Origin of the sequence: Mycobacterium sp. ITM-2016-00316, from assembly GCF_002968335.2 — a bacterium.
In the GTDB taxonomy this organism is placed as follows: domain Bacteria; phylum Actinomycetota; class Actinomycetes; order Mycobacteriales; family Mycobacteriaceae; genus Mycobacterium.
Genome location: NZ_CP134398.1, coordinates 5,137,099 through 5,162,474 on the forward strand (window position 1 = coordinate 5,137,099; position 25,376 = coordinate 5,162,474).

25 protein-coding genes are annotated in these 25,376 nt (G+C 67.4%); 12 read left to right on the forward strand and 13 right to left on the reverse strand.

Going from position 1 to position 25,376, the window contains the following annotated elements; all coding sequences use genetic code 11:
• Nucleotides 1-6: 6 nt before the first annotated feature.
• From C6A86_RS24850 to C6A86_RS24875, 6 genes are all read left to right on the forward strand, one after another.
• Nucleotides 7-1,143 carry an XdhC family protein gene (locus C6A86_RS24850; protein ID WP_199196340.1) on the forward strand — a complete coding sequence of 379 codons (1,137 nt, stop codon included), beginning with the start codon at nucleotides 7-9 and terminating at the stop codon, nucleotides 1,141-1,143.
• A gap of 135 nt (nucleotides 1,144-1,278) precedes the next feature.
• Nucleotides 1,279-3,603, forward strand: a complete 2,325-nt coding sequence (locus C6A86_RS24855; RefSeq protein WP_105361637.1) for a xanthine dehydrogenase family protein molybdopterin-binding subunit — start codon at nucleotides 1,279-1,281, stop codon at nucleotides 3,601-3,603.
• 3 nt (nucleotides 3,604-3,606) lie between these two features.
• Nucleotides 3,607-4,287, forward strand: coding sequence for an SRPBCC family protein (locus C6A86_RS24860; protein WP_105361636.1), 681 nt, complete (start codon nucleotides 3,607-3,609; stop codon nucleotides 4,285-4,287).
• The gene (locus tag C6A86_RS24865) at nucleotides 4,284-5,159 is read left to right on the forward strand and encodes a xanthine dehydrogenase family protein subunit M (protein WP_105361635.1); all 876 of its coding nucleotides are present in this window, start codon (nucleotides 4,284-4,286) and stop codon (nucleotides 5,157-5,159) included. The genes C6A86_RS24860 and C6A86_RS24865 overlap by 4 nt, the downstream gene beginning before the upstream one ends.
• Nucleotides 5,152-5,640 carry a (2Fe-2S)-binding protein gene (locus C6A86_RS24870; RefSeq protein ID WP_105361634.1) on the forward strand — a complete coding sequence of 163 codons (489 nt, stop codon included), beginning with the start codon at nucleotides 5,152-5,154 and terminating at the stop codon, nucleotides 5,638-5,640. Before C6A86_RS24865 ends, C6A86_RS24870 begins: the two co-directional genes overlap by 8 nt.
• 77 nt (nucleotides 5,641-5,717) lie before the next feature.
• Nucleotides 5,718-6,053, forward strand: coding sequence for a DUF732 domain-containing protein (locus C6A86_RS24875; protein WP_105361633.1), 336 nt, complete (start codon nucleotides 5,718-5,720; stop codon nucleotides 6,051-6,053).
• Here the strand turns inward: C6A86_RS24875 and C6A86_RS24880 are convergent.
• A complete protein-coding gene (locus C6A86_RS24880; protein ID WP_105361632.1) occupies nucleotides 6,050-6,886 on the reverse strand; it encodes an SDR family oxidoreductase in 837 nt (278 codons plus the stop codon). The two genes, C6A86_RS24875 and C6A86_RS24880, sit on opposite strands and share 4 nt — an antisense overlap.
• 59 nt (nucleotides 6,887-6,945) lie before the next feature.
• On the opposite strand from C6A86_RS24880, the gene C6A86_RS24885 reads away from it, so the two are divergent.
• Nucleotides 6,946-7,110, forward strand: a complete 165-nt coding sequence (locus C6A86_RS24885; protein WP_105361631.1) for a hypothetical protein — start codon at nucleotides 6,946-6,948, stop codon at nucleotides 7,108-7,110.
• Nucleotides 7,111-8,571: a trehalose-6-phosphate synthase gene (locus C6A86_RS24890; protein WP_311100907.1), complete on the forward strand. Its 1,461-nt coding sequence runs from the start codon at nucleotides 7,111-7,113 to the stop codon at nucleotides 8,569-8,571.
• On the opposite strand, the gene C6A86_RS24895 is transcribed toward C6A86_RS24890, so the two are convergent.
• The 12 genes from C6A86_RS24895 to C6A86_RS24950 all read right to left on the reverse strand — a co-directional run bounded on the left by C6A86_RS24895 (nucleotide 8,558) and on the right by C6A86_RS24950 (nucleotide 20,420).
• Complete coding sequence (locus C6A86_RS24895; RefSeq protein ID WP_105362236.1) at nucleotides 8,558-9,043, reverse strand: nuclear transport factor 2 family protein; 486 nt, start codon at nucleotides 9,041-9,043, stop codon at nucleotides 8,558-8,560. The genes C6A86_RS24890 and C6A86_RS24895 overlap by 14 nt on opposite strands.
• Entirely contained in the window at nucleotides 9,043-9,747 is a 705-nt protein-coding gene (locus C6A86_RS24900; RefSeq protein ID WP_105362235.1) for a mammalian cell entry protein, read from the reverse strand. Before C6A86_RS24900 ends, C6A86_RS24895 begins: the two co-directional genes overlap by 1 nt.
• Entirely contained in the window at nucleotides 9,748-11,532 is a 1,785-nt protein-coding gene (locus tag C6A86_RS24905) for an MCE family protein (RefSeq protein ID WP_105362234.1), read from the reverse strand. It lies immediately after the preceding gene.
• Nucleotides 11,532-12,707, reverse strand: coding sequence for an MCE family protein (locus C6A86_RS24910; protein ID WP_199196090.1), 1,176 nt, complete (start codon nucleotides 12,705-12,707; stop codon nucleotides 11,532-11,534). The genes C6A86_RS24905 and C6A86_RS24910 overlap by 1 nt, the downstream gene beginning before the upstream one ends.
• Nucleotides 12,704-14,095 carry an MCE family protein gene (locus C6A86_RS24915; protein WP_105362233.1) on the reverse strand — a complete coding sequence of 464 codons (1,392 nt, stop codon included), beginning with the start codon at nucleotides 14,093-14,095 and terminating at the stop codon, nucleotides 12,704-12,706. The genes C6A86_RS24910 and C6A86_RS24915 overlap by 4 nt, the downstream gene beginning before the upstream one ends.
• Nucleotides 14,092-15,150 (reverse strand): MCE family protein, encoded by a 1,059-nt coding sequence (locus tag C6A86_RS24920; protein WP_105362232.1) that lies wholly within the window; start codon nucleotides 15,148-15,150, stop codon nucleotides 14,092-14,094. The genes C6A86_RS24915 and C6A86_RS24920 overlap by 4 nt, the downstream gene beginning before the upstream one ends.
• A complete protein-coding gene (locus C6A86_RS24925; RefSeq protein ID WP_396835393.1) occupies nucleotides 15,143-16,129 on the reverse strand; it encodes an MCE family protein in 987 nt (328 codons plus the stop codon). The genes C6A86_RS24920 and C6A86_RS24925 overlap by 8 nt, the downstream gene beginning before the upstream one ends.
• A gap of 47 nt (nucleotides 16,130-16,176) precedes the next feature.
• Nucleotides 16,177-17,379 (reverse strand): MCE family protein, encoded by a 1,203-nt coding sequence (locus tag C6A86_RS24930; protein ID WP_105362230.1) that lies wholly within the window; start codon nucleotides 17,377-17,379, stop codon nucleotides 16,177-16,179.
• 7 nt (nucleotides 17,380-17,386) lie between these two features.
• Nucleotides 17,387-18,229, reverse strand: a complete 843-nt coding sequence (locus C6A86_RS24935; RefSeq protein ID WP_105362229.1) for an ABC transporter permease — start codon at nucleotides 18,227-18,229, stop codon at nucleotides 17,387-17,389.
• A 9-nt stretch (nucleotides 18,230-18,238) separates the two neighbouring features.
• Complete coding sequence (locus tag C6A86_RS24940) at nucleotides 18,239-19,003, reverse strand: ABC transporter permease (RefSeq protein WP_105362237.1); 765 nt, start codon at nucleotides 19,001-19,003, stop codon at nucleotides 18,239-18,241.
• A 273-nt stretch (nucleotides 19,004-19,276) separates the two neighbouring features.
• Nucleotides 19,277-20,206, reverse strand: a complete 930-nt coding sequence (locus tag C6A86_RS24945) for a 3-oxoacyl-ACP reductase (protein ID WP_311100908.1) — start codon at nucleotides 20,204-20,206, stop codon at nucleotides 19,277-19,279.
• A gap of 22 nt (nucleotides 20,207-20,228) precedes the next feature.
• Nucleotides 20,229-20,420: a ferredoxin gene (locus C6A86_RS24950; protein ID WP_083059533.1), complete on the reverse strand. Its 192-nt coding sequence runs from the start codon at nucleotides 20,418-20,420 to the stop codon at nucleotides 20,229-20,231.
• Between the two features lie 165 nt (nucleotides 20,421-20,585).
• Here C6A86_RS24950 and C6A86_RS24955 point away from each other — a divergent pair, with 165 nt between their 5' ends.
• The 4 genes from C6A86_RS24955 (at nucleotide 20,586) to C6A86_RS24970 (ending at nucleotide 25,278) form a co-directional block, all read left to right on the forward strand.
• A complete protein-coding gene (locus C6A86_RS24955; protein ID WP_105362346.1) occupies nucleotides 20,586-21,770 on the forward strand; it encodes an acyl-CoA dehydrogenase family protein in 1,185 nt (394 codons plus the stop codon).
• A gap of 9 nt (nucleotides 21,771-21,779) precedes the next feature.
• Nucleotides 21,780-22,889, forward strand: coding sequence for an acyl-CoA dehydrogenase family protein (locus C6A86_RS24960; protein WP_105362347.1), 1,110 nt, complete (start codon nucleotides 21,780-21,782; stop codon nucleotides 22,887-22,889).
• 3 nt (nucleotides 22,890-22,892) lie between these two features.
• Entirely contained in the window at nucleotides 22,893-24,410 is a 1,518-nt protein-coding gene (gene fadD17 / locus C6A86_RS24965) for a long-chain-fatty-acid--CoA ligase FadD17 (RefSeq protein ID WP_105362348.1), read from the forward strand.
• A gap of 61 nt (nucleotides 24,411-24,471) precedes the next feature.
• A complete protein-coding gene (locus tag C6A86_RS24970) occupies nucleotides 24,472-25,278 on the forward strand; it encodes an SDR family NAD(P)-dependent oxidoreductase (protein ID WP_105362349.1) in 807 nt (268 codons plus the stop codon).
• Nucleotides 25,279-25,376 lie beyond the last annotated feature (98 nt).

Genomic DNA, 25,376 nt, shown 5'->3' on the forward strand with positions numbered 1-25,376 from the left:
CCAGATGTGCGCGAGGTTCTGGACGACCTGATGACCACCTGGCGGGCCGGCGGCACCGCCGGCCTGGCCACCGTCGTGCGCACCATCAAGTCCGCGCCCCGGCCGGCCGGGGCCGCACTGGTGGTCGCACCCGACGGCACCGTGGCGGGATCGGTATCCGGCGGCTGCGTCGAGGGGGCGGTCTACGAAGTGGCGACCGAGGTGGTGGACACCGGGACACCGGCGTTGCAGCGCTACGGGTTCAGCGATGATGACGCCTTCGCCGTCGGACTGACCTGTGGCGGCATCCTGGACGTGTTCGTCGAACCGGTGTCGCAGCAGACCTTTCCACAGCTCGCCCAGGTTGCTGAAGCCATCGACGCGCACCGCCCGATCGCGGTCGCCACGGTCATCGCCCACCCCGATTCCACCTGGCTGGGCCGCCGGCTCATCGTCGAACCTGATGTCTGCACCGGTGCGCTCGGGTCCGCGCGTGCCGATGCCGCGGTCGCCGACGACGCCCGCGGCCTGCTGCTGGCCGGCCGCACCGCGGTGCTGTCCTACGGGCCCGACGGCGAGCGGGTGGACGAGACGGCCGAGACCGGCATGGCGGTGTTCGTCGCGAGCTACGCCCCGCGGCCGCGCATGCTGATCTTCGGCGCCATCGATTTCGCGGCCGCCCTGGCCCAGCAGGGGACCTTCCTCGGCTATCGGGTGACGGTCTGCGATGCCCGGCCGGTCTTCGCCACCGCGGCCCGCTTCCCGGCCGCCGACGACGTGGTCGTCGACTGGCCCGACCGCTACCTGCGGGGTCAGCAGGCACTCGGCGCCGTCGACGCCCGTACCGCGATCTGCGTGCTCACCCACGACCCCAAGTTCGACGTGCCCGCCCTCGAGGTGGCACTGCGACTGCCGCAGATCGGCTATGTCGGGGCCATGGGATCGCGGCGCACCCACCTCGACCGCCTCGCCCGGCTGCGCGAGGCGGGGCTCACCGAACCCGATCTGGCGCGACTGTCCAGCCCGATCGGGTTGGACCTCGGGGCGCGTACACCTGAGGAGACGGCCGTATCGATCGTGGCCGAGATCATCGCGTGCCGGTGGGGCGGCGGTGGCCGCCCGCTGACTGCGGTGGACGGCCGAATCCACCACGAACCGGCCTGACTACCAGCGTCAACGTGCGGTAACGCCACTCTCTTCTTTTGGAATGCTCCTTCTCGGGGTAGGCTAACGCCGCTCGCAGAATGCGTGTGACTCAGCCCACTTACACGCGCAAGTAGTCGATGAACAGGAGCCCCCGTGACGGGAACCGTCGCCGCCCGCTACGCCGGCACCCGGGTGCCGCGCATCGAAGATGCCCGCCTGCTCACCGGCAGGGGCACCTTCGTCGACGACGTACAGCGGCCCGGCATGCTGCACGCCTGCTTCGTGCGCAGCCCCTTCGCGCACGCCACCATCAACGGCATCGACACCGCGGCCGCGCTGGCGCTGCCCGGTGTGCACGCCGTGTTCACCGCCGCCGATATCAACCCCGGCGTGCACGAGGCCTGGCACGCCGTCGCCGGTAAGGATGTCCCCGACACCCCGCGCCCGCCGCTGGCCGAAGGCGAGGTGAAATTCGTCGGCGACCCGGTGGCCATCGTGATCGCCGAGAGCCGCCGCCTGGCCGAGGATGCCGTCGATCTCGTCGACGTCGACTACGCCCAGCTGCCCGCCGTCGCCGACTTCCGCAAGGCAATCGGGTCGGATGTCGTCGTGCACGAGGCCTACCCCGACAACGTCGCGGGCGGAATGGGCGGCATGCCGCCGGACGAGGAACTGTTCGCCTCGGCGGCCCATGTGGTCCAAAAGCGGATCTACCAACAGATGTATGTGCCGGTACCGATGGAGACCCGCGGCATCGTCGTCGAATGGACGGCCGGTACCTCCGAGCTGACCATCTGGGGGTCGACGCAGACACCGCACGAACTGCGTGCCTTCGCCGCGCGGCTGCTGGGCATCCCCGCCCACGGCGTGCGGGTCATCGTCCGAGACACCGGCGGCGGCTTCGGGCAGAAGGTCGTCCCGATGCGCGAGGACATGAGCATCATGCTCGCCGCGCGCCGGGTGCCTGCGCCGCTGAAGTGGATCGAGGACCGCCGCGAGAACCTGATGTCGGCCGGGCAGTCCCGGCACGTCGACGGCACCGTCCGGATGGCCTTCGACGCCGACGGCAAGATCCTGGCCGCCGACATCGACTTCGTCCAGGACGTCGGTTCCTACCCGACGCCCTACCCGGTGCTCACCACCGCCGCGATCGGCATGTTCTTCCCCGGCCCCTATCGGGTGCCCAAGGCCAGCTTCAACTACAAAACGGTGTTCTCCAACACCCCCGGCCTGCACGCCTACCGCGGCCCGTGGCAGTACGAAACCCTCACCCGGGAAATGCTTCTCGACATCGCGGCGCGAAAGATCGGGATGGACCCCGCGGAGCTGCGGCGCATCAACATCCTGCGCGGCGACGAGATGCCGTACTTCAATCCCAACGGGATGCCATATGACAACTGTGCACCCGCGGACACCTTCGAGCAGGCGGTGAAGATCCTCGACCTCGAGGGCTTCCGCAAGGAACAGGCCGAGGCACTGGCCCAGGGCCGCTATATCGGGCTCGGATTCTCGGCCTATATCGAACCCACCGGCGCGGCGACCGGGAACCTCGCCACCGAGGGCGCCACCATCCGGATGGAGTCGACGGGCAAGATCAACGTCTACGTCAACGGCGGTTCCAGCGGCAACAGCATCGAGACCACCGTCGTCCAGCTCACCGCGGATGCGCTGGGCGCCAACATCAACGACGTGGCCACCATCCAGGGCGACACCGCGGTGACACCGTACGGCGCGGGCACCCAGGGCAGTCGCAGCGCACCGATGACCGCGGGCGCGGTCCACGAAGCGGGCACCATCCTGCGCCGTCAGATCGTCGCGATCGCGGCCCAGATGCTCGGCACCGAGGCCGACGATATCGAGCTGGCCGACTCGCGGGCCGTCCTCATCGGTGACCGCGACAAGAGCGTCAGCTTCGCCGATATCGCCTACCGGTCCCACTACGACCCGGCTCAGCTCGGCGGCGTCTCCCCCACCCTGGAGGCGACCGCGCGGTTCAATTCGCAGGCGATGATCCACTGGGCCAACGCGACCCACGCCTGCACCTGCGAGGTCGACATCGTGACCGGCCAGGTGACACTGACCCGCTACATCGTCAGCGAAGACGTCGGCCCGATGATCAACCCGAACGTGGTCGAGGGCCAGGTGGCCGGTGGCACCGTGCAAGGCATCGGCGGCGCGCTGCTCGAGCAGCTGGCCTACGACGACGCAGGCAACCCGATCGCCTCTACCTTCGTGGACTACCTGCTGCCCACCGCCACCGAGGTTCCGACCATCGAGTTCGGCCACATAGAGATCCCGGGACCCGGCGTCGGCGGCTACAAAGGCGCCGGTGAGGGCGGCGCCATCGGGTCACCGCCCGCGGTCATCAACGCCATCAACGACGCGCTGGCGCCCTTGGGCGTGACCGTCACCCAGATGCCCGCCACCCCGGCCAAGATCGTCGAACTCATCGAGGCACATGCAGAAGGGACCCGCTGAAACGTGGAGCTCAACAACGAATTCCGGGTCGCAGTACCCGCCGCCACCGTCTGGGACGTGTTCACCGATGTCGAGCGGGTGGCACCGTGCCTGCCCGGCGCCACCCTGCTGAGCGTCGACGGCGACGACTTCACCGGTGCGGTGAAGGTCAAGGTCGGACCGATCACCGTGTCCTACAAGGGTGTTGCCGCCTATCAGGAGAAGGACAGCGCCGCCCAGCGGATCGTGCTCAAGGCCGAAGGCAAGGAAACCCGGGGCAATGGCACCGCGGCCGCCACCGTGACCGCCCAACTCAAGGACGAGGGTGACTCGACGACGGTGGTGATCTGCACCGATCTGGCGATCTCCGGCAAGGCCGCCCAGTTCGGCCGCGGCGTTCTCGCCGATGTCTCGGGCAACCTGATCGCCCAGTTCGCCCGTAGCCTGGAGGCTGAATTACTCGGTGGCGCACCGACTTCCACCGCCGCACCGTCCACCGAGGCGGCCACGGCCGCCGCGCAGCCCGCCGACTCCGTCGACCTGCTGAAGGTGGTCGCCGTACCGGTCGCCAAGCGCTACGGTCCCGTCCTGGCCGCCGCCGCGGCCGCCGGCGCCATCGGATTCCTGATGGGCCGGCGCAAGCGGACCGCAGCGCCGACGCCGTCCGCCGAACTGCAGGCCCTGCTGACGCGGTTGCTCGCATGAAAGCCGCACCGTTCGCCTATCACCGGGCCGAGTCGGTGAAGGAGGCAGCGGACGTGCTCGCCGAGTTCGGCGACGAGGCCAAGGTGCTCGCGGGCGGACAGAGCCTGATTCCCCTGCTGGCGATGCGACTGACGCATTTCGAGAACCTGGTCGACATCTCCCGGGTACCCGAACTGCAGGGCATCGATCTGATCGACGATCAGGTGGTCATCGGGGCGGGCACTGCACATGCGCTGGTGGGCATGGACGATGAGGTGGCCGATTCGGTGCCGCTGCTGTCACTGGCCACCCCACACATCGGGCACTTCCAGATCCGCAACCGGGGCACACTCGGCGGCGCGATCGCCCACGCCGATCCGGCGGCCGAATTCGCCGCGGTGGCGCTGACGCTGGACGCCACCATCGATGCGGCGTCGTCGCGCGGTGACCGTCAGATCGCGGCAGCCGATTTCTTCACCGGCCTGTGGGAGAACTCGCTGGCCGCCGACGAGCTGCTGCGCGCGGTGCGATTCCCGGTCTGGTCCGGACGAACCGGTTTCGCCGTGCACGAATTCGCGCGCAGGCACGGCGACTTCGCGATCGCGGGTGCGACGGTGGCCGTCGAACTCGATACCGAGAACCGGGTGAAGCGTTGCGCGGTGGGACTGCTCGGGCTGGGTTCCACGCCCGAACGCGGCACCCCGGCCGAGCGGGCGATCACCGGCAGGACCGTCTCCGACATCACCGCGGCGGAATTCGGACGGCTGGCGTTGTCCGAACTCGAAGACATCCCGGCCGATCAGCAGGGGTCGGCGTCCTACCGCACCCGGGTGGGAGCGGCGATGGTCGCCCGCGCCTGGACCGACGCAACCACGGAGGCACTCGATGCATGAACTACCCGTCGCGGTGTCGGTGAACGGTCGCCAGTACCGCGACACCGTCGAACCGCGCGTGACGCTGGCCGATCACCTCCGGGAGAACTGCGGGCTGACCGGAACCCACCTGGGCTGCGAGCACGGCGCCTGCGGTGCGTGCACGGTGCTGCTGGACGGTCAGGCCGTGCGGTCCTGCCTGGTGCTGGCCGTGCAGGCAGACGGCCGGGAGGTGACCACCGTGGAGGGCATCGCATCTCCCGACGGTGAGCTCTCACCGGTACAGGCCGCCATGCGGGAATGCCACGGCCTGCAGTGCGGCTTCTGCACGCCCGGTTTCGTCACCTCCATCACCGCACTGCTGGCCGACAACCCGAACCCCAGCGATGCCGAGATCCGGGAGGGCCTGTCCGGCAACTTCTGCCGGTGCACCGGCTATCAGGGCATCGTCAACGCGGTGAAACGCGCCGCCGAGCACATCGCCGAGGGTGCCACTCCGTAACGCAGCCGCTTCACCTGCCGATATTCACCGCAGTGCGCGGTTGCGTACTGTGCGTTGGTGACGGGACAGGAGAACCGATGAGTTTCAAGAGCGTCATGGGCGCAGCCATCGTGGCCGTCGGCGCCGCCACCGCGCTCGCGGCGCCGGCCACGGCCGACGAACCGACCGAGACCGATCAGCAGTTCCTGGCCGCCCTCACCGAGCACGGTGTGCAGGTCGGCACCGACTCCAAGGCGATCGACATGGCCCAATCCATGTGCCGCAAGCTCGGCAACGGCGGCGACAAGGGCATCGAGAAGGCCCTGTACTACATCAAGGACAACGCCGACCTGTCCAACGACGAGATCACCACCTTCGCCGGTATCGCCGCGCAGGCGTACTGCGCGGAGAAGCTGCAAAAGCAGTCCGGCTAGCGCTCGACGACCCCGCGCAGCCCGTCCGCGCCGAAGACCGGCTCCAGCATCGCCGACAGGTCGGGTCCGCGGCGCAGACCGTGACCGCCGTCGATATTGATGACCTGGCCGGTGATCCAGCCCGAGGCATCGCTGAGCAGGAACACCGCGGCATTCGCGATGTCTTCCACCTCGCCGTGCCGCGGCAACGGGGTCTGGGCCGCATAGTCACCGCTGAGCTCCGGCATGGACAGGATCGGGGCGACCATATCGGTGGCGATCAGGCCCGGCCGGATCGAGTTCACCCGCACCCAGGACGGCCCGAGTTCGTCGGCGGCCAGCATCATCAGGTGATCCAGCGCGGCCTTGGTGACCCCGTAGGCACCGAACCAGCGGTGGGTGTTGCTCGCAGCGATCGACGAGATCCCGACGAAGGACCCACCGCCGCCGCGCACCAGTTCGCGCGCCGAATGCTTGAGCACGTACATGCTGCCGTTGACGTTCAGGTCGACCGCGCGGCGCCAGCCCTCGGAATCGACCTGCGTCAGCGGGCCGATGGTCTCGGTGCCGCCCGCACAGTGCACCACCCCGTTCAGCCGGCCCGTCCACGCCGTCGCCGCGTCGACCGCGCGGGCCACCTCGTCCTCGTTGGTGACATCGGCGGGTTCGAAGCGCACCTCGCCATCCCCGGGACCCGCGGTGATCTCGTCCACCGCCGCCGACAGCTTGTCGGCGTTGCGCCCGACCAGCATGGCGTTACCGCCGCTGGCGACCACCTCCGCCGCCACACCCTTGCCGATACCGCTTCCACCGCCGGTCACCAGGACCGTGTGTCCTGCCAAAGTAATTTGCACAGCTACACATTTACACGGGTGCCGACGGCGATGGCCGGGACTTCGCCTAGAATTACGTGATGCCCGCCAAAACAGATAGCGCCGAGATCGGCGACGTCGAGCCCGTGGCCGACGACACCGCCAGCATGGCTCGCCGTGTGGTGGCCGCCTACGCCACCGACGCCGACGAATGTCGCACCTTCCTCGCCATGCTCGGTATCGGACCGGCAAAGCTCGAGGCCTAGGTGTCGACGGGAGTCGATACCGACGACTCCGCCCCAGAGGGGGGCCAAGCCGATTTCGTCGTGGTTGCCAATCGGCTGCCGATCGACCAGGTGGTGCTACCCGATGGCACCACCACCTGGAAGCGCAGTCCCGGTGGCTTGGTCACCGCGCTGGAACCGATCCTGCGCAAACAACGCGGCGCCTGGATCGGCTGGCCCGGTGTCGCCGACGGCGATGAGGAACCCATCGTCGCCGATGACCTGCAGCTCTACCCGGTGCGGTTGTCCGCCGATGACGTCGCGTTGTACTACGAGGGTTTCTCCAACGCCACGCTGTGGCCGCTGTACCACGACGTCATCGTCAAACCGACCTACCACCGGCAGTGGTGGGAACGCTACGTGGAGGTGAACCGGCGGTTCGCCGAGGCCACCTCGCGGGCCGCGGCCCCGGGCGCCACCATCTGGATCCAGGACTACCAGCTCCAGCTGGTGCCGAAGATGCTGCGCATGCTGCGCCCCGACCTGACCATCGGGTTCTTTCTGCACATCCCGTTCCCCCCGGTCGAGCTGTTCATGCAGATGCCCTGGCGCACCGAGATCATCGAGGGCCTGCTCGGTGCCGATCTGGTCGGTTTCCACCTGGCCGGTGGCGCCCAGAACTTCCTGATCCTGGCGCGGCGGCTGATCGGCGCCAACACCTCGCGCGCCTCGATCGGCGTGCGCTCCCGTTTCGGCGAGGTCCAGATCGGGTTCCGCACCGTCAAGGTCGGCGCGTTCCCGATCTCCATCGACTCCGCCGATCTGGACCGCAAGGCCCGGGACAAGGCTGTCCGGCAGCGGGCCCGCCAGATCCGCGCCGAGTTGGGCAACCCGCGCAAGATCCTGCTCGGGGTCGACCGGCTGGACTACACCAAGGGCATCGACGTCCGTCTCACGGCGTTCTCCGAACTGCTGGAACAGAACCGTGCCGACCGCAGCGACACCGTGCTGATCCAGCTGGCCACGCCCAGCCGGGAACGCGTCGAGAGCTATATCGAGATGCGCGAGGGCATCGAGCGTCAGGTCGGCCATATCAACGGCGAGTACGGCGAGGTCGGGCATGCGGTGGTGCATTACATCCACCGGCCGCTACCCCGGGATGAGCTGATCGCGTTCTTCGTGGCGGCCGACGTGATGCTGGTGACGCCGCTGCGCGACGGGATGAACCTGGTCGCCAAGGAGTACGTGGCCTGCCGCAGCGATCTCGGCGGGGCGCTGGTGCTTTCCGAATTCACCGGCGCCGCGGCCGAACTCCGCCAGGCCTATCTGTGCAACCCGCACCACACCGACGGTGTTCGCGATGCGATCGAGCAGGCGCTGAATCAGACCGTCGAGGACGGTAGGCGCCGGATGCGCGCGTTGCGCCGGCAGGTGCTTGCACACGACGTGGACCGCTGGGCGCGGTCGTTCCTGGACGCGCTGGCCACCGCTAAATCGGAGTGATGTAGCTGATCAACCACTTGCCGTCGATTTTCTGGTAGTCGACGCGCAGGCGGCTGCCGTCATAGACGGGCTGCTTCGCCTTGTCGGTGACGGTCCGGTTCATGAACACCAGTACCGACGCCGAATCCCGTTCTGCGCTCATCAGACCCGCGCCGACGGCGTGCGCCTGGCTGATCACCTGACGTTCGCGCGCCTGCGGGATGATGTCCCTGGTGGCGCGATCCTGGAACTCCCGGCGGTACTCCGGCGTCAGCAACGTCGCGGCATCGGTGAGGCTGCGCTCGACGGTTTGGAAGTCATAGCCGAACACCCGCGGGATTTGCTCGATCGCCCGGCCCGGCAGCACCGCCGCGGCCTCCTCGGCGGCACGGGTTTGCACCCGGTCCCAGTACAGCCCACCCGCGGCAGCGGACAGGGCGATCAGGCCGAGCACGAAGACCGTGACGGCCAGCTGAACCAGTCTGGCGCGCATCAGTTGCCACCCTCGGGGTACTTCAGGTCGTAGCCGGTCATGTGACCGTTGTCGTCCTCGTGCACGATCACCCGCATCCGGTAGGGCTGTGACGGCTTGTTGACGCCGTCCAGGTCGGTGACGGTGACCCGCACCGAGACGAGCACCGCGGCGTTGCCGCCGATCTCGTCGACCTTCTCCAGCGCGGCACCGCTGATGACCGCCTCGGAGGTGGCGTTGGTGTCGCGGAAGATCGCCTTGAGGTTGTCGACGTTGTTGTCCTGGCTCAGCATGTCCCGCAACGGACCGCTGGTGCCGTCGACGAACCGGTTCACGCTCTCGTCGATGCTGTTCTGGTCGTAGCTGAACATGTTCATCACGGTCTGTTCGGCGGTGTCGACGAACCGCTGATCGCGCGCCTGCACGTCCGCTGCGTGACGGTGCTGCACCATCAGCACGGCCACCACCGCCACCAGTGCGACTGCGGCGATCAGCGCGGCCGCCCCGGATACCAGGGCGACCATTGCACGATGGGGCTGGCGCGGGGGCAGCGCGATGGGTGCGGCCGGTGTCGAGCGTGGCACCGGCGCGCTGACGACCACCTTGGCGGCGGGCTCGCCCACGGGTGCGGCCGCCGGGCCCGCAGCCCGTGACGCGCGCCTGCGGGTCCGCCTGCTCTCGCTGCTCTCGTCGGTGTTGTGCTCAGTGTCGTTCAGGTCAGGCATCTACATCTGCCTCGGCGCCATCATCAGATCCACCCAGTTCTCCGCGGGTGTGAACTCGTCGCTACCGGGCGCGAACACCCCGGTCTCGCCGCTCGCCGGGTCGGCGAAGACACCCGTCTTCGGATCGTAGGTGCTCGTCAGTGCAGCGCTGGCAAGGGGTTGTTCGGCCGGCAGCGGACCGGGTGCCGGCGGCAGTGGGCCCGGGGCAGGCGGCGGGGGCAGCAGCGCCTCCGGCGGAGGAGCCAGTCCGGGGGCCGTCGAGCCCGGGGGCCGGTAGATCGGCGTGCCCGGCGGCAACGGCGGCATCGGGACCTGGCGACCGTAGGGCGGCAGTACCTGGTCCGGCGGCGCGTAGTACGGCCACGGCGGTGCGGGCGCATTGTCGTTCGGCGGCACCGGATTCGGGAACGGTGCATTCGGGGCCGGACCCGGTCCCGGTGTCACACCCGGAGGCAGCTGGACCGCGGGTGCGCCCGGGTCGTAATCGTTGGCCGGTGGGATGTTCGGGAACTTGTTCGGCGGCGTGATGTTCCGCGGATCGGTGATCGGGGTGTCATACGGCACCGGCGGACCACGCCACGGGTTGCTGCCGATCGGCACATAGCCGGCCGGGTCACGGCACAGCTGTACGGTGGGCGCGCGCTTACCGGGGAACTCCTGGCACGGGTAGTTGCGGGCACCACGCACCACCGCGGGGTCGTTCTGCGCGGTCTTGCAGTACATGTCGGTCGGCAACTCGCGCAGGGTGGTGTCGGCCGGCGAACGGATCTCCGAGGGCGGGATGAAGCCGGTCGAGCACGGCGGCGAGTCACCCAGGTTGATCTTGAAATCGAGCTTGCCGCCCTCGTCGGCGGGCAGGCCGGTACCGACGGTGATCAGCGCGGCCATCAGCGCCGGGAAGATGACCAGAGCCTGCTCGATCGACTTGTGATAGATGACGCCGATGCGGCCGAAGTTGGCCAGGTTGGCGGCCAGCACGGGGAACGTCGGCCGGATACCTTCGAACGTCGTGTTCGCCTCTGCCACCGCCCCTGGCACCGTCTGCAACGTCGAACGGAACTGGGGGTCGGCGTTGGCGACCTCGGCGGTCAGCCGGGCCAATCCGTCGGCGCTGGACCGGATGTCATCGCCCGCGGTGATCTGGGCGTCCAGGAACGGGCCGGCCTGATCGATCAGTTGGCTGGTCTGCCCGTAGCTGGCGTTGGCCTCGTCGATGAGCTCCCGCCCGGACTGGATCAGCCGGGCCAGCTCCGGTCCGGATCCGTTGAACGCCTTGAAGGTTTCCTTCAGCAGGTCCTGGATGCGCGCGTCGCCGACGCTGGCCACCAGATCGTCGGCCTGCTTGAGCATTCCCGCGATGTCCTGGCCGATCGCGGTGCGCTCGACCCCGATGTTCGAGCCGTTGCGCAGCATTCCGGGGGCCGCGCCGCCGTCCGCATCGCTGGGGGGCACCAGGTCGATGTACTGTTCGCCGACCGCGGAGACGCTCTTGACGGTCGCCGTCACGTTCTCCGGGACCTCGGTATCGGTGTTGAGCCGCATCTGCGCCACCACACCGTCGTTCGTCAACCCGACCGATTCGACGCGCCCGATGGTCACGCCCCGGTAGGTGACGTTGGCGTTCGAGTACAGCCCGCCACCGGCCTTGAAGTCGGCGGTGACATCGTAGGTGCCGATGCCCAGCGCCGCGGGGACGTGCAGGTAGAAGGCCGAGATCGCGGTGACGGTCAGCACCGTCACCACCGCGAAGATGGACAGCTGCAAACGTGTCAGACGGGTCAGCATTACGGCGTCCCCCCATCGTGCTGAGTCGCGGTGCCCGGCGGGATCTTGAACGGATCCGCCGCCTGACCGGAGAGGTTGGCCATCGCACCGGTCAGGAAGTCCGGCGGGTTGATGACCTCGCTGAGATGCTTCATGTTCGGGTCGAAGAACGAGGTGGTGAACACCGACTCACCGAAGCGCCGCACGGTGAGGTCGAACGTCACGAACACGTTCATGTAGTCACCGCGGACGGCGTTGCGCAGGTACTTGTAGTGGAACGGGAAGGTGGGCAGCAGTTCCAGGTCCTTGATGAAGTCATCGGCATTGTCGTTGAGCGCCTTGATGACCGGGAACAGGTCCTTGAGGTCGGCCGTGAAATCGGTTTTGGTCTCCGACAGCACGCGCGAACCCACCTCGGCGAAACTCTTCAGCGCCGCGAACGCGCTGACGATGTTGTCGCGATTGTTGTTGAGGACCAGCAGCGCATTCGGCAGGCTGTCCAGCGTGCGGCCGAGGTTGTCCTTGCTCTGCGCCAGGATCGAGGCGAACCGGTTGAGCCCGTCGGCCGCCGTGAGGATGTCCTCGGTCTGCCGATCCAGTGACGCGGTCAGTTCGGCCAGCCGCGGCAGCAGGTCGGCGAAACTGCCGGTCCGTCCCGCGACCGCGGCATAGGCCTCATCGGTGATGTCTTGAAGTGCACCGAGATTGCCCTTGTTGACCACCACACCGAGCGCGGAGAGCACCTCTTCGGTGGTCGGGTACCGGCCGATGGCCCCGAGTGGGATGTTGGAGCCCTGCTTCAGCTTGCCGACGGCATCGTCGAGGGGTGGGGTGAGCTGCACATGCTGGGAACCCAGCAGCGAGGTCTGCGCGACGGTGGCCGTCGAATTCTGCGGCAGGTCGACATCGCCGTCCAGCGATAGCTGCACCGCGGCGTAGAACGTGCCGTCCGCGCGCTGTACCGCCTCGATACCCGAGACGCTGCCGACGGTGACATCGTCGACCATGACCGGCGAGTTCTGCGGCAACGTCGCAACATCCGGCAGCTCCACGGTGATCGTGTACGAGCCGGAGCCGTGGCCGGCGGTGCCGGGCATGTTCAGCGAGTTGAGCCCGCCGAACTGGCAGCCGGCCAGCATGAGCGTGCCGCCGCCGAGCGCGGTGCCCCGCAGCAGGATCGACTTCACAGTGGTCATCCGCCCGCCCCTTCCGCCGGCGCCGGGGCAGGCCCCGGCAGGGGTCCCGCACCCATCGGCGGGGCCGGCGGCACCGGACCTGCCGGTGAGACCTGTCCGGGTATCGCCGGTGGCGGCAGGATGAGCTGGCTCAGGTTGCCATCCGGGCCGGGGTTCGGCGGGGTGACTCCGGGTGCGGGCTGCCACTGCAGGTACGGCACGGGTGTCTCGGCCTTGGCCTCGGTAGCCGGTGTGTCGTAGATGATCTGCCCCTTGTAGGCGGTGATGCTGTCGATCGGGTGCAGCAGGATCGGGGGGTAGTTCATGGTGATCCGCTTGAGCACCGGCGCCATGCGCTGGCGGCAGATCTCGGCGCGCTTGTAGTTGTCCGGAGAGGCGCCGACATCGAAGGTGCCACCGCAGATGAACTGGACCGGGTTGGCGAAGTTCGGCAGCGACAACAGGCCGCCGACGGTGCCCTGTGCCGGGTTGTAGATGTTGTAGAAGTTGGCGAGCCCGTTCGGGGTGACGTGCAGGATCTGCTCGATGTCGTCGCTGTGGTCGGTCAGGATCTGGGTGAACTCACTGAGCTTGCCGACCGACTGGATCAGCGAGGCATTGGACTCGCTGAGCAGACCGCGGACATCGCCGAGCGCCTGATTGAGCGCGCCCAGGGTGGCGTCGAGATCCTGGGTGCTGGCCGCCAGCACCTGCGATACCGAGGCGACGTGATTGGTGAACTGCACGATCTGTTCGTTGCTGTTGGACAGCGCGTTCACCAGAACCTGCAGATTGCGGATGGTGCCGAACAGGTCGGTGCGGGAATCCCCGAGGCGCCCGGCGGTCTGTGAGAGTTCGCGCAGTGCCTGGCGGAACGAGTCGCCGTTGTTGTCGAACGTGTCGGCGGCCTGGTTCACGACCTGGGTGAGCGGCCCCTGCAGGCCGCCCTCCTGTGGGCCGAGCTGTGTGCTCAGCGCGGTCAACTGCTCCTTGACCTCGTCCCATTCGACGGGGACACCGGTGCGGTCCAGCCCGATCTCGGCGCCGTCTGCCAGCACATCACCTTCGGTGTAGGCGGGTGTCAGCTGAATGAACCGGGCGGACACCAGGTTCGGCGCGATGATGATCGCCTGCGCGTTCGCCGGCACCCGGATGCCGTCGTCCAGGGTCATGTTGATCTTGACGTCCTGGGCGCGCGGCTGGATCGAATCGATGCGCCCCACCGGCACGCCGACGATCCGGACGTCGTCGCCGGGGTACAGCCCGACCGCGGTCGGGAAGTAGGCGACGACCTGCTGACCGCCGCGGCTCGGCCACACCAGATAGACGCCGACGGCCAGCAGGACCGCGAGCGCCACCGCGAGGGTGCCGCGCAGCCACTTGCTCTTCGGAGATGTGTTGTCGGTCATGGCGTCTTCGGCCTCACCAGCATGCGCTCGGAGATCATGCCGCGCAGATAGTCGGCGAGGCTGTCCGGCAGCTTGCCCGGCTGGAAGTAGCCGTCCAACAGCACTTCGGCGATGGTCGCCGGGGGCAGGCCGTACAGGTTGATGTTGAAGCCGGGCCCGTTACCGACCACCTCGGCGAGCGCGGTGGCGTACGGGGGCAGCCGCTTGAGCGCCTCACCGATGTGTTCCTTGCGCTCGAGCAGGTTGGCCATCACCGCATCGAGGCGTTGCAGCACCGGCAGGAACTCGCGCTTGTTATCGGCGACGAAACCGGAAAGCTGGTGCGAGACATCGTCGATACCGGCGATGAGGGTACTCAGCGCCTGCCTGCGCTCATCGAGGGCGGCGAACAACTGATTGCCGTCGGTGATCAGCTGATTCACCTGACCGGCGCGCTGGGCCAGCGTGTCGGAGACGTTCTTGGCGTGCAACAGCAACTCTTCGAGCGCCTGATCACGCTTGTTCAGGCTGCGGCTCAGGTTCGTCACTCCGTCGAGGGCACCGCGCAATTGCGGGGTCGCATCGCGCAGCGTGTCGGTCAGGGTCTGCAGCGCCTGTTCGAACTTCGGCTTGTCGAGCGCACTGACATTGCCGCCGAGGTCCTGCAGCGCGGTGTTCAGGGTGTACGGGGTGGTGGTGCGCCCGACCGGGATGACGGTCGAATCCCCACTGCCCCCGGGTGTCACCGACAACGACTTCTGGCCGAGCACGGTGTCGGTCTTGATCGCCACCAGAGTCTGGTTGCCCACCTTGATGTTCCGGTCGACGGTGAAGCCCACCTTGGCCTGGTCGCCGGCCAGCGACACCGAGGTCACGCTGCCGACCTTGATCCCGGACACCGCGACATCGTTACCCGGCGAGATTCCGCCGGCGTCGGTGAAGTAGGCCTCGAAATCGCGGCCCTGCGGATACCACGGCAGGCCGGTGTACCCGAAGGACACCAGCACCAGGCACGCCACCACGAAGATGCCGAGAATCCCGGTGCGCAGCGGATTGCTGCGGTCTGGACTAGCCATTTTCCGAGCACCTCCCCTTCGACGGGTCCGGCGGGCCACCGAACGGGATCAGGATGTCGCTACCGGCCGGACCGTTGATCTTCAACCGGATCGAGCAGTAGTAGATGTTGAAGAACGCGCCATAGGCACCCAGCGAGTTGAGCCGCATGTAGTTCTCCGCGAGCGGTTCGATCACCTTGTTGATATCGGCCTTGCGCTCGTCCATCCGCTGCAACAGCGGGCGCGCGTTCTCGATCACGCCCTGCAGGGGCCGGCGCGAGGCCTCCAGCATCTCGGTCAGATCGTTCTCCGCCGATGCCAGCGGTCCGATCGCCCCGGCAATCGGATCACGGTTCTCGGCCAGCCCGGTGATCAGCTTCTGGAGCTCGTCGACGCTGGCGTTGAACTGGGTGCCCTTCTCGTCGACGGTGCCCAGCACGGTGTTCAGGTTGGTGATGACGTCACCGATCAGCTGATCCCGGTCGGCCAGTCGCTGGCTGAACGAGCTGGTGTTCGACAGCAGGCTCTGGATTGCGCCACCCTGGCCCTGCAGCAGCTCGATGACCGCATTGCTGACCTCGTTGACCTTGGCCCCGTCCAGACCTTTGAGCACCGGCTTCAACCCGCCCAGCAGTGCGTCGAGATCCAGTGCGGGCTCGGTGTTCTCCTGGGAGATGGTGGCGCCGACCGGCAGCTTCTTCAGCTCGCCCGGACCGGAGGTGATCTCCATGTAGCGGTCACCGACCAGGTTCTCGTACCGCACCACCGCCCGGGTGGAGGTGTAGAGCTGGTAGCGCTTGTCCACGTCGAACACGACGTTGACGGTGTTGTCCGGGTTCAGCGTGACGGCGCCGACCGAGCCGACCGGCACGCCCGAGATCCGGACATCATTGCCTGCCTTGAGCCGGGATGCCTCGGTGAAGGTCGCCGCGAACTGGTTGCTCGACGCGAATCGGAACTGCCCGAACACCACGACCAGGCCGGCGGCCACCAGCACCATCGCCAGCGTGAACACGATGACGTTGATGAGGGTTCTGCGTTGATTCACTAGAAGTCATCCCGTTCCGCGAATGCGCCGTTGAACAGGAACTGCAGTGTCGAGGGCGCGTTGAACTGGAGTTCGGTGTTCGGCTGGTAGGGCACGTAGGCGTTGTCGGTCACCAGGAACGGTGTGTGGTACCAGGACCCGCCGAGTTGCTTGCCCGGGACATCGGGCAGTCCGCGGCAGTTGGGTCCGCCCGACGCGTTCACCACGGGCAGGCTCTCGGGGTAGGTGTAGGACGGCGCACCGGGCAGGAAGTTGGAGGCCACGAACAGACCGGGCCGGATACCGCCGATGACGGGGGCGAAGGTGTCCAGTGCCTTCGACGTACCCTGCAGCGTGCAACCGATCACCGGCGAGTAGTCGCCGGCCACCTTGAGCACCGCACGCATCCGCTGGATCGCGGCGATGTAGTCATCGGCGGCCGGTTCCAATGTGGCGGTGCCGTTCTCGGCGAAACCGGTGGCCGCCAGCAGCGCGGCGTTGAGATTGTCCTGCTCATCGACGATCGTCTGGGCCAGCCGGGGGGCGTTGTCCAGGATGGTGGCCAGATCGGGTCCGGCGTCACCGTAGATATCGGCCACGATGGCGGTCTTGCGGAAGTCTTCGGCCAGCGTCGGCAGTTTCGGATTGAGCTGGGCCAGATAGCTGTTCAGCCCGGCCATGGCGGCACCGGCGTTGTCACCGTTGCCGCGCAGGCCTTCGCCCAGCGCGGTCATCGTGGCATTCAGGTTGATCGGGTCGATCTTGTGCAGCACATCGGTGAGGGTCTGGAACAGTGTGTTGACCTCAAGCTGCACGTCGGCGGCCGCGATGCTGGTACCGGCCCGCAACGGGGTGTCGCGGGGGTCCTCGGGGGGAAGGAACTCCACCGACTTCGCGCCGAAAACCGTGGTGCCGCCGATCTTCACGATGGCGTTGGACGGGATGAAGCGCATCTGGTTGCGGTCGATCGACAGCGTCAGCTCCGCCTGATCCCCCGCGTAGGCGATCGCGCTGACCTTGCCGACCTGGATACCGCGGTACTTGACCTTGGCATCCCGTTCCATCACCAGGCCGGCCCGCTGCGAAGTCACGGTGACGGTGTCGGTGGGGGTGAACGCCGCGGTGAAGAACAGATAGGTGAACAGCACGGCGAGGACGATCAGCGTCGCCAGGATCGCGGCGGCGATCCTGACATGACTGCGTTTGGCGTTTCCGTCGGACATCCGTGGCCTACCCGGAGAGGTTGAAGTTGCCGGACGCGCCGTACACGGCGAGTGAGATGAACAGGGTGATGGTGACGACGACGATCAGCGAGGTACGCACGGCCTGGCCGACCGCAATGCCGACGCCGACCGGGCCGCCGGAGGCGTTGTAGCCGTAGTAGGTGTGCACCAGCATGACCGCGATCGACATGACGATCGCCTGCAGGAACGACCACAGCAGATCGGTGGGTATGAGGAAGGTGTTGAAGTAGTGGTCGTACAGGCCCGCACTCTGCCCGTTGATGAAGACGGTGGTGAATCGTGCCGCGAAGAACGCCGCCAGTACGGACAACGAGTACAGCGGCACGATGGCGATCAGTCCGGCGATGATCCGGGTCGACACCAGATACGACACCGCGTGCACCGCCATGGCTTCCACGGCGTCGATCTCCTCAGCCACCCGCATGGCACCCAGCTGTGCCGTGGTGCCGGCACCGATGGTGGCCGCCAGCGCGATCCCGGCGATCACCGGGGCGATGATGCGGACGTTGAGGAACGCCGAGAGGAATCCGGTCAGTGCCTCGATGCCGATATTGCCCAGCGAGGAGTAGCCCTGCACGGCGATGACACCGCCGGAGGCCAGCGTGAGAAAGGCCGCGACCCCGACCGTTCCGCCGATCATGACCAGTGCGCCTGTGCCCATGGTCATCTCGGCGACCAGTCGGATGGTCTCCTTGCGGTACCGGGTCAGGGCGTTCGGGATGTAGCGCAGTGACTCGCCGTAGAACAGCGCCTGCTCACCGATGTTGTCCACGGCCCGGGGCACACCACTGAAGAACCGCCGAAACCGAAGTGTCGCGTCGTAACTCATCGTCTACGCCTACCGCTCCAGGACCCGGACGCCGACGGCGGTCAGGATGACGTTGACGACGAACAGGCAGATGAAGGCGTAGACCACGGTCTCGTTCACCGCGATACCCACCCCCTTGGGGCCGCCCTTCACGGTCAGACCCCGGTAGCAGCCGACCAGACCGGCCAGCAGGCCGAACAGCAGGGCCTTGAACATGGCGAGCACGAGCTCACCGAGTCCGGTCAGGATGGTCAGCCCGTTGATGAACGCTCCCGGGTTGACGCCCTGCAGGAACACCGAGAACACGTACCCGCCGGACAGGCCGATGGCGCACACGAGACCATTGAGCAGCACCGCCACCACGGTCGAGGCGAGCACGCGGGGCACCACGAGTCGCTGGATCGGATCGATGCCCAGCACGCGCATCGCGTCGATCTCTTCACGGATGGTGCGTGCGCCGAGATCGGCACAGATCGCGGTGGCACCGGCGCCGGCGACCACCAGCACGGTCACCACCGGTCCGAGCTGGGTGATGGTGCCGAAAGCGGTGCCCGCGCCGGACAGGTCGGCCGCGCCGATCTCGCGAAGGAGGATGTTGAGCGTGAAGGCGACCAGAACCGTGAACGGGATGGACACCAGGAGCGTCGGGACCAACGACACCCGCGCGATCATCCACGTCTGATCCAGAAATTCGCGGAACTGGAAGGGCCGACGCCACATCTTGACGAAGGTGTCGATGGTCATTTCCACGAACCCACCCACGGCCCGCGCCGGAGCCGCAAGCTGTTCGATCAACCTCGACTCCATTCTCGAACGGGGTTGGCGTCCCGCACTGGCGAAGAACCCGACAATAGCCGGAATCTGTCCGCCCTGGCGGTCTTTCCACCCCTGATGTGCACGTTGCGCTTAGTGAGCGGGCTCATAGTAACTAGAACACGTTCACAGTGTCAAAGAACCACAATCTTCGTGGAAATTCCCCATTTTTCCTGGTCACAGCCGGTGTGATCGGCATCATTCTAGAACGTGTTCTATCAGCTCCGGAACGGGTGGATATGAGGTTCTCGAAACTCAAGAACCCATTAGTTCAGTAGCCGAGAATCCTATTTCCGGATCCCTCTCAGCAAAGAAGTCCCCCAGCGCCGCGCTGAGCGCCGCCGGGTCCCAGGCGTCGCCGCGCGCGTCGAAACGCTGCGCAGCCACCGGCGCGGCCACCAGGGTGACCGTCGGGCCGTAGACGATGAACAGCTGACCGTTCACCCGGTCCGAAGCCGGGGACGCCAGATAGCTCACCAGTGTGACGACGTGTTCGGGTGACAGCGCGTCGACCTGACCCTCGCCGAGGTCGGGCGCGTCGCCGAACACATCGGCGGTCATCGCCGTACGCGCGCGCGGCGCGATCGCGTTGGCACGCACGCCGTACCGGCTCAGGCCACGCGCCGCCGACAGGGTCAGGGCGGTGATACCCGCCTTCGCCGCGCCATAGTTGGCCTGCCCCACCGGTCCCGCGATGCCGGCCTCCGACGAGGTGTTGATGATCCGGCCGTACACCTGACCATCGGCAGACTCCTTGGCCTTGGCCTTCCAGTAGGTCGCGGCATTGCGGGTCAGCAGGAAATGACCACGGAGGTGCACGGCGATCACCGCGTCCCAGTCATCGTCGGACATGTTGAACAGCATGCGGTCCCGGGTGATACCGGCGTTGTTGACCACGATGCTCAGGCCGCCCAGCCGATCCGCGGTCTCCACCAGTTCGTCTGCGGTGCTACGGGCGCTGATATCGCCGGCCACCGCCACACCCTTGGACCCGGCGGCCTCGATCTCGGCGAGCACATCGGAGGAGTCCAGTGCGCCGGCCATGTCGTTGACCACGACCGTCGCGCCGGCGCGGGCCAGCCCGATCGCCTCGGCACGGCCGAGACCCGCGGCCGCGCCGGTGACGACGGCGACCCTGCCGGACAGGTCGATCGGATTTTCGTTCGTTGCGGTGTCTGGAGCCACTGTACGAATACCTCTAGTTTCTTTAGTCTTTTCGGATCAGGGCGGCCCGTGGGCATTCTGCGATGGACTGCTCGGCCAGGTCCTCCTGGTCGGCGGGCACCGGGTCGGCCTTCACCACCGCGTAGTCATCGTCATCGAGATCAAACAGGTCGGGGGCGATACCGAGACACACCGCATTGCCTTCGCAGCGGTCACGATCGACTTCTACGTGCATGACAACCTCCTCGCACTCCGGGTCAGGGCGGGCTGTCCCTGTGCTGTCCGACAATACCGCCCTGGACCGCAAGACTAGAACGTGTTACAACGAGACAGATGGACGGGTACCACCATGTGCCCGCCGGTGCACCGGCAACCAACCCCGAACAGTGAGGACGTCCCCATGCGGATCGGTTATACCGCCGAGCAGGAGGAGTTGCGCCGCGAACTGCGGTCGTACTTCCAGAAACTGATGACTCCGGAGCGGGCCGAGGCGCTGGCGGCCAGCGATGGCGAGATGGGGCGCGGCAATGTCTACCGCGAAACCGTCGAGCAGATGGGCAAGGACGGCTGGCTGACACTGTCCTGGCCCAAGGAGTACGGCGGCCAGGCGCGCCCACCGATGGACGGCCTGATCTTCAACGACGAAGCCTCCATCGCCAATGTGCCGGTGCCGTTCCTCACCATCAACTCGGTCGCGCCGACCATCATGCATTTCGGCACCGAGGAGCAGAAGCAGTTCTTCCTGCCCAAGATCGCGGCCGGCCAGTTGCATTTCTCCATCGGCTACTCCGAGCCGGGCGCGGGCACCGACCTTGCCTCGCTGCGCACCACCGCCGTGCGCAGCGGTGACGAATACGTCATCAACGGTCAGAAGATGTGGACCAGCCTGATCGCGTACGCCGATTACGTATGGCTGGCGGTGCGCACCAACCCGGAAGCCAAGAAGCACCGCGGCATCTCGATGCTGATCGTGCCGACCACCGCCGAGGGCTTCTCCTGGACCCCGGTGCACACCATGTCCGGTGTCGACACCAGCGCCACCTACTACCAGGATGTCCGGGTGCCGACCAGCGCGCTGGTCGGCGAGGAGAATGCCGGCTGGAAGCTGGTCACCAACCAGCTCAACCACGAGCGGGTCGCGCTGGTGTCGGCCCAACCGATCTTCGTCGCGCTCAACGGTGTTCGCGAATGGGCGCAGAACACCAAGGACGTGCACGGCAAGCGCATGATCGACTCCGAATGGGTTCAGCTCAACCTGGCCCGGGTGCACGCCAAGGCCGAGGTGCTCAAGCTCATCAACTGGGAACTCGCGTCCGCCTCCGATGACAATGCGCCGTCCCCGGCGGATGCGTCCGCGGCCAAGGTGTTCGGGACCGAACTCGCCACCGAGGCCTACCGCCTGCTGATGGAGGTGCTCGGTACCTCGGCGACGCTGCGGACCGGGTCGCCGGGTGCGTTGCTGCGCGGGCGGGTCGAGCGCATGCACCGCTCCTGCCTGATCCTGACCTTCGGCGGCGGCACCAACGAGATCCAGCGCGACATCATCGGCATGGTCGCACTCGGCCTGCCCCGAGTGAACCGTTAAGGAACAGACATGGACTTCACCCCTACCGAAGCCTCCGTCGATCTCGGCGGCCTGGTGCGCACCATCACCGAATCGGTGGTCACCCCCGAGCACCAGCGCGTGCTCGACGGGCTCGACGAACGCTTCGACCGCGACCTGTGGGCCAAGCTGATCGAGGCCGACATCCTGTCCACCGCCGCCCCGGAGTCCCTGGGCGGCGGCGGATTCGGCGTCTTGGAGCAGGCGGCCGTGCTGACCGCGCTGGGACGGCAACTGTCGGCGGTCCCCTACCTGGAATCGGCCGTGCTCGCCGCCGGAGCGCTGGAGAGGTTCGCATCCGAAGCGCTGCAGCGGGAGTGGGCGGTGCCCGCCGTCAACGGCAGCAAGATCGTCACGGTGGCGCTGGACGGCGAGATGGGCCAGGGCCCGGTCCAGGCTGCATCCGTTGAAGGCCCTGAGGGTCCCGGGTTCCGGCTGACCGGCTCGCGGACCCAGGTGGCCTACGGTCCGGTGGCCGACGCCTTCCTGGTTCCCGCCGAGACCGACGCGGGTACCAAGGTCTTCCTGGTGACCGCCGCGGATCCCGCCGTCACGCTGAGCACGCTGGACACCACCGGTCACGGTGCCGTCGGGCACCTTGAGCTCGGTGGCACGAGCGTTGACGCCGATCGCGTCATCGGAGACGGCGAGGTGCTCGACTGGCTCACCGTGCGGGCAGCGCTGGGCCGCACCGCATTCCAGCTCGGCGTGCTGGAGCGCGCCCTGGAGCTCACCGCGGTGTACGCCCGCGAGCGTGAGCAGTTCGATCGCCCGATCGGCAGCTTCCAGGCGGTCTCGGCACGGCTGGCCGACGGCTATATCGACGTCAAGGCGCTGCGCTCGACACTCACCCAGGCCGCCTGGCGGTTGTCCGAGGATCTGCCTGCCGATATCGACGTGGCCAGCGCCGCGTTCTGGGCGGCCGATGCCGGCCACCGGGTCGCCCATACCGCGGTACACGTGCACGGCGGGGTCGGGATCGACATGGATCACCCCATCCACCGGTACTTCCTGGCCGCCAAGCAGACCGAGTTCGCGGTCGGTGGGGCGACAGGGCAGTTGCTGCGGATCGGCCGTGAGCTGGCCGACACCCCCGTCTAGCCAGTGACCCGAAACCTCGGTCCCACCGTCACCGAACTACTGGCGCCACTGATCGACGTCACTGACCGTGGTGTCTACGAAGGAGACTCGTTCAGCAGCTGGCGTGACCACATCGCGTCCGGCGCCCAGCTGGCGGCGGCGCTGGAGGCCCGGCTGGATCCGTCCCGGCCCCCGCATATCGGCGCGCTGCTCGGCAACACGTCGTTCTTCTCGATGCTGTTGGTGGCCGCCGGACTGCGGGGCCTGGTCCCGGTGGGACTGAACCCCACCCGTCGCGGCGCGGCGTTGGCCTCCGATATCGCCAGGGCCGACTGCCAGCTGGTCCTCACCGACGATGCGAGCCTGGTTCCGGCCGGGGTCGACTTCATCGACGTCGAATCACCCTCGTGGGCCGCCGAGCTCGCCGGGTATGCCGGCGAACCGGTGGCCTTCGCCGACCTTTCCGGCGATGACCTGTTCATGCTGATCTTCACCTCCGGGACCAGCGGTGAGCCCAAGGCGGTGCGGGTGACCCATGACAAGGTCGCCTTCCCCGGGCGGATGCTTGCCGAGCGGTTCGGGCTGGGACCCGAGGACACCTGTTATCTGTCCATGCCGCTGTTCCACTCCAATGCGATCATGGCCGGCTGGTCGGTGGCGGTGGCCGCCGGCGCCTCGATTGCCCTGCGCCGCAGATTCTCCGCATCACACTTCATTTCCGACGTACGGCGTTACGGAGCCACCTACGCCAACTATGTCGGCAAGCCACTGTCCTACATCCTGGCGACCCCCGAACGACCCGATGATGCCGACAATCCACTGAAGTTCCTGTATGGCAACGAGGCCGCACCCCGCGATCTGCCCCGCTTCGCGGCACGTTTCGGCGTCCGGGTGGTCGACGGGTTCGGTTCCACCGAAGGCGGTGTGGCGATCGCGCGCACCCCCGACACCCCGGACGGCTCGCTGGGACCGCTGACCGACGAGGTGGCGATCCTCGACGTCGAGACCGGGCAGCCGTGTGCACCCGGCGTGGTCGGTGAGTTGGTGAATCCGACCGGCGCTGGTTGGTTTCGTGGCTACTACAACTCCCCCGACGCCGAGGCCGACCGGATGGCCGGCGGTGTCTATCACACCGGGGACCTGGCCTACCGCGACGAAGCCGGCTACATCTACTTCGCCGGACGGCTCGGCGATTGGATGCGGGTGGACGGCGAAAACCTGGGCACCGCACCCATCGAGCGGATCCTGTTGCGGCATATCGACATCGTCGAGGTCGCCGTGTACCCGATCCCGGACCCGGCGGTCGGCGACCGCGTGATGGCCGCGGTGGTGCTCGCCGGTGGCGCGAGGTTCGATGCCGACGCATTCCGCGGGTTCCTGGACGAGCAGCCCGATCTCGGGCCGAAGCAGTGGCCGTCGTTCGTCCGGGTGGCCACCGAGCTGCCCCGCACCGAGACCTTCAAGGTGCTCAAACGCGAGCTGTCCGCGCAGGCGACCGCCTGCGCCGATCCGGTGTACCCGATCGGCGCGAACACGAAGTAGATCGCGGGGAATCCACGGCTTCTCAGCATCGTCCGCACGTCGGGCGGGCTATTGTCCGGGCATGCCCATCACCCCATCCGCCGTGTCCCTGGTCGGCCGCGTCGCGGTCGTCACCGGAGGCGGCTCGGGCATCGGCCGGGGTATCGCGGCCGGCCTGGCAGCCTTCGGCGCCACGGTGGCGATCTGGGAACGCGACGAGACGAGCGCCGCCGCGGCGGCGACCGAGACCGGCGGGCTTGCCCTGGTGACCGATGTCCGGGATTCCGCACAGGTGGATGCGGCGCTGGCTCGCACCGTCGAGCAACTCGGGCCGCCCCAGATCCTGGTCAACAACGCCGGCGGCACCTTCGGCTCACCGCTGCTGGAGACTTCCGAGAACGGTTGGGATGCGTTGTACCGGGCCAATCTCCGGCATGTGTTCCTGTGCACACAGCGGGTCGCCCGGGTCATGGTCGAGGCGGCCGACGGCGGCAGCATCATCAACATCACCTCGATCGAAGGGGTTCGCGCCGCACCCGGTTACGCGGCGTATGCCGCGGCGAAGGCCGGTGTCATCAACTACACCAGGACCGCCGCGCTCGAACTGGCCGAACACGGCATTCGGGTCAACGGTCTGGCTCCGGATTTCACCGTGACCGAGGGGCTCGCGGCGATGACCGGGCCGCAACGTCTGCGGGATGCGGGGCGGATGGTACCGATGGGGCGTGGGGGTCACGTCGACGAAATGGCCGGTGCCGCCGTGTTCCTGGCCTCGGATCTGTCCGGTTACGTGACCGGCCAGACGATTCATGTCGACGGCGGGACGCAGGCCGCCGGTGGCTGGTACCGGCACCCGGAGTCCGGTCAGTACGTGCTCGGGCCCGGCTGAGAACACCGTAGGAAGATTTGCTGTCGCCGTCGATACCTGTCTGGGCGCATTTTTTGAGTACTTCTACCTACCATGTAGCAGCGATTTCTGGGCTACGC

Bases quoted from the DNA above. Each gene is read 5' to 3' on its own strand.
- C6A86_RS24865 (WP_105361635.1), top strand. From the start codon at position 4,284: ATGAAAGCCGCACCGTTCGCCTATCACCGGGCCGAGTCGGTGAAGGAG.
- C6A86_RS24870 (WP_105361634.1), top strand. From the start codon at position 5,152: ATGCATGAACTACCCGTCGCGGTGTCGGTGAACGGTCGCCAGTACCGC.
- C6A86_RS24875 (WP_105361633.1), top strand. From the start codon at position 5,718: ATGAGTTTCAAGAGCGTCATGGGCGCAGCCATCGTGGCCGTCGGCGCC.
- C6A86_RS24885 (WP_105361631.1), top strand. From the start codon at position 6,946: ATGCCCGCCAAAACAGATAGCGCCGAGATCGGCGACGTCGAGCCCGTG.
- C6A86_RS24895 (WP_105362236.1), bottom strand. From the start codon at position 9,043: ATGCGCGCCAGACTGGTTCAGCTGGCCGTCACGGTCTTCGTGCTCGGC.
- C6A86_RS24900 (WP_105362235.1), bottom strand. From the start codon at position 9,747: ATGCCTGACCTGAACGACACTGAGCACAACACCGACGAGAGCAGCGAG.
- C6A86_RS24905 (WP_105362234.1), bottom strand. From the start codon at position 11,532: ATGCTGACCCGTCTGACACGTTTGCAGCTGTCCATCTTCGCGGTGGTG.
- C6A86_RS24910 (WP_199196090.1), bottom strand. From the start codon at position 12,707: ATGACCACTGTGAAGTCGATCCTGCTGCGGGGCACCGCGCTCGGCGGC.
- C6A86_RS24915 (WP_105362233.1), bottom strand. From the start codon at position 14,095: ATGACCGACAACACATCTCCGAAGAGCAAGTGGCTGCGCGGCACCCTC.
- C6A86_RS24920 (WP_105362232.1), bottom strand. From the start codon at position 15,150: ATGGCTAGTCCAGACCGCAGCAATCCGCTGCGCACCGGGATTCTCGGC.
- C6A86_RS24925 (WP_396835393.1), bottom strand. From the start codon at position 16,129: ATGGTGCTGGTGGCCGCCGGCCTGGTCGTGGTGTTCGGGCAGTTCCGA.
- C6A86_RS24930 (WP_105362230.1), bottom strand. From the start codon at position 17,379: ATGTCCGACGGAAACGCCAAACGCAGTCATGTCAGGATCGCCGCCGCG.
- C6A86_RS24935 (WP_105362229.1), bottom strand. From the start codon at position 18,229: ATGAGTTACGACGCGACACTTCGGTTTCGGCGGTTCTTCAGTGGTGTG.
- C6A86_RS24950 (WP_083059533.1), bottom strand. From the start codon at position 20,420: ATGCACGTAGAAGTCGATCGTGACCGCTGCGAAGGCAATGCGGTGTGT.
- C6A86_RS24955 (WP_105362346.1), top strand. From the start codon at position 20,586: ATGCGGATCGGTTATACCGCCGAGCAGGAGGAGTTGCGCCGCGAACTG.
- C6A86_RS24960 (WP_105362347.1), top strand. From the start codon at position 21,780: ATGGACTTCACCCCTACCGAAGCCTCCGTCGATCTCGGCGGCCTGGTG.
- C6A86_RS24970 (WP_105362349.1), top strand. From the start codon at position 24,472: ATGCCCATCACCCCATCCGCCGTGTCCCTGGTCGGCCGCGTCGCGGTC.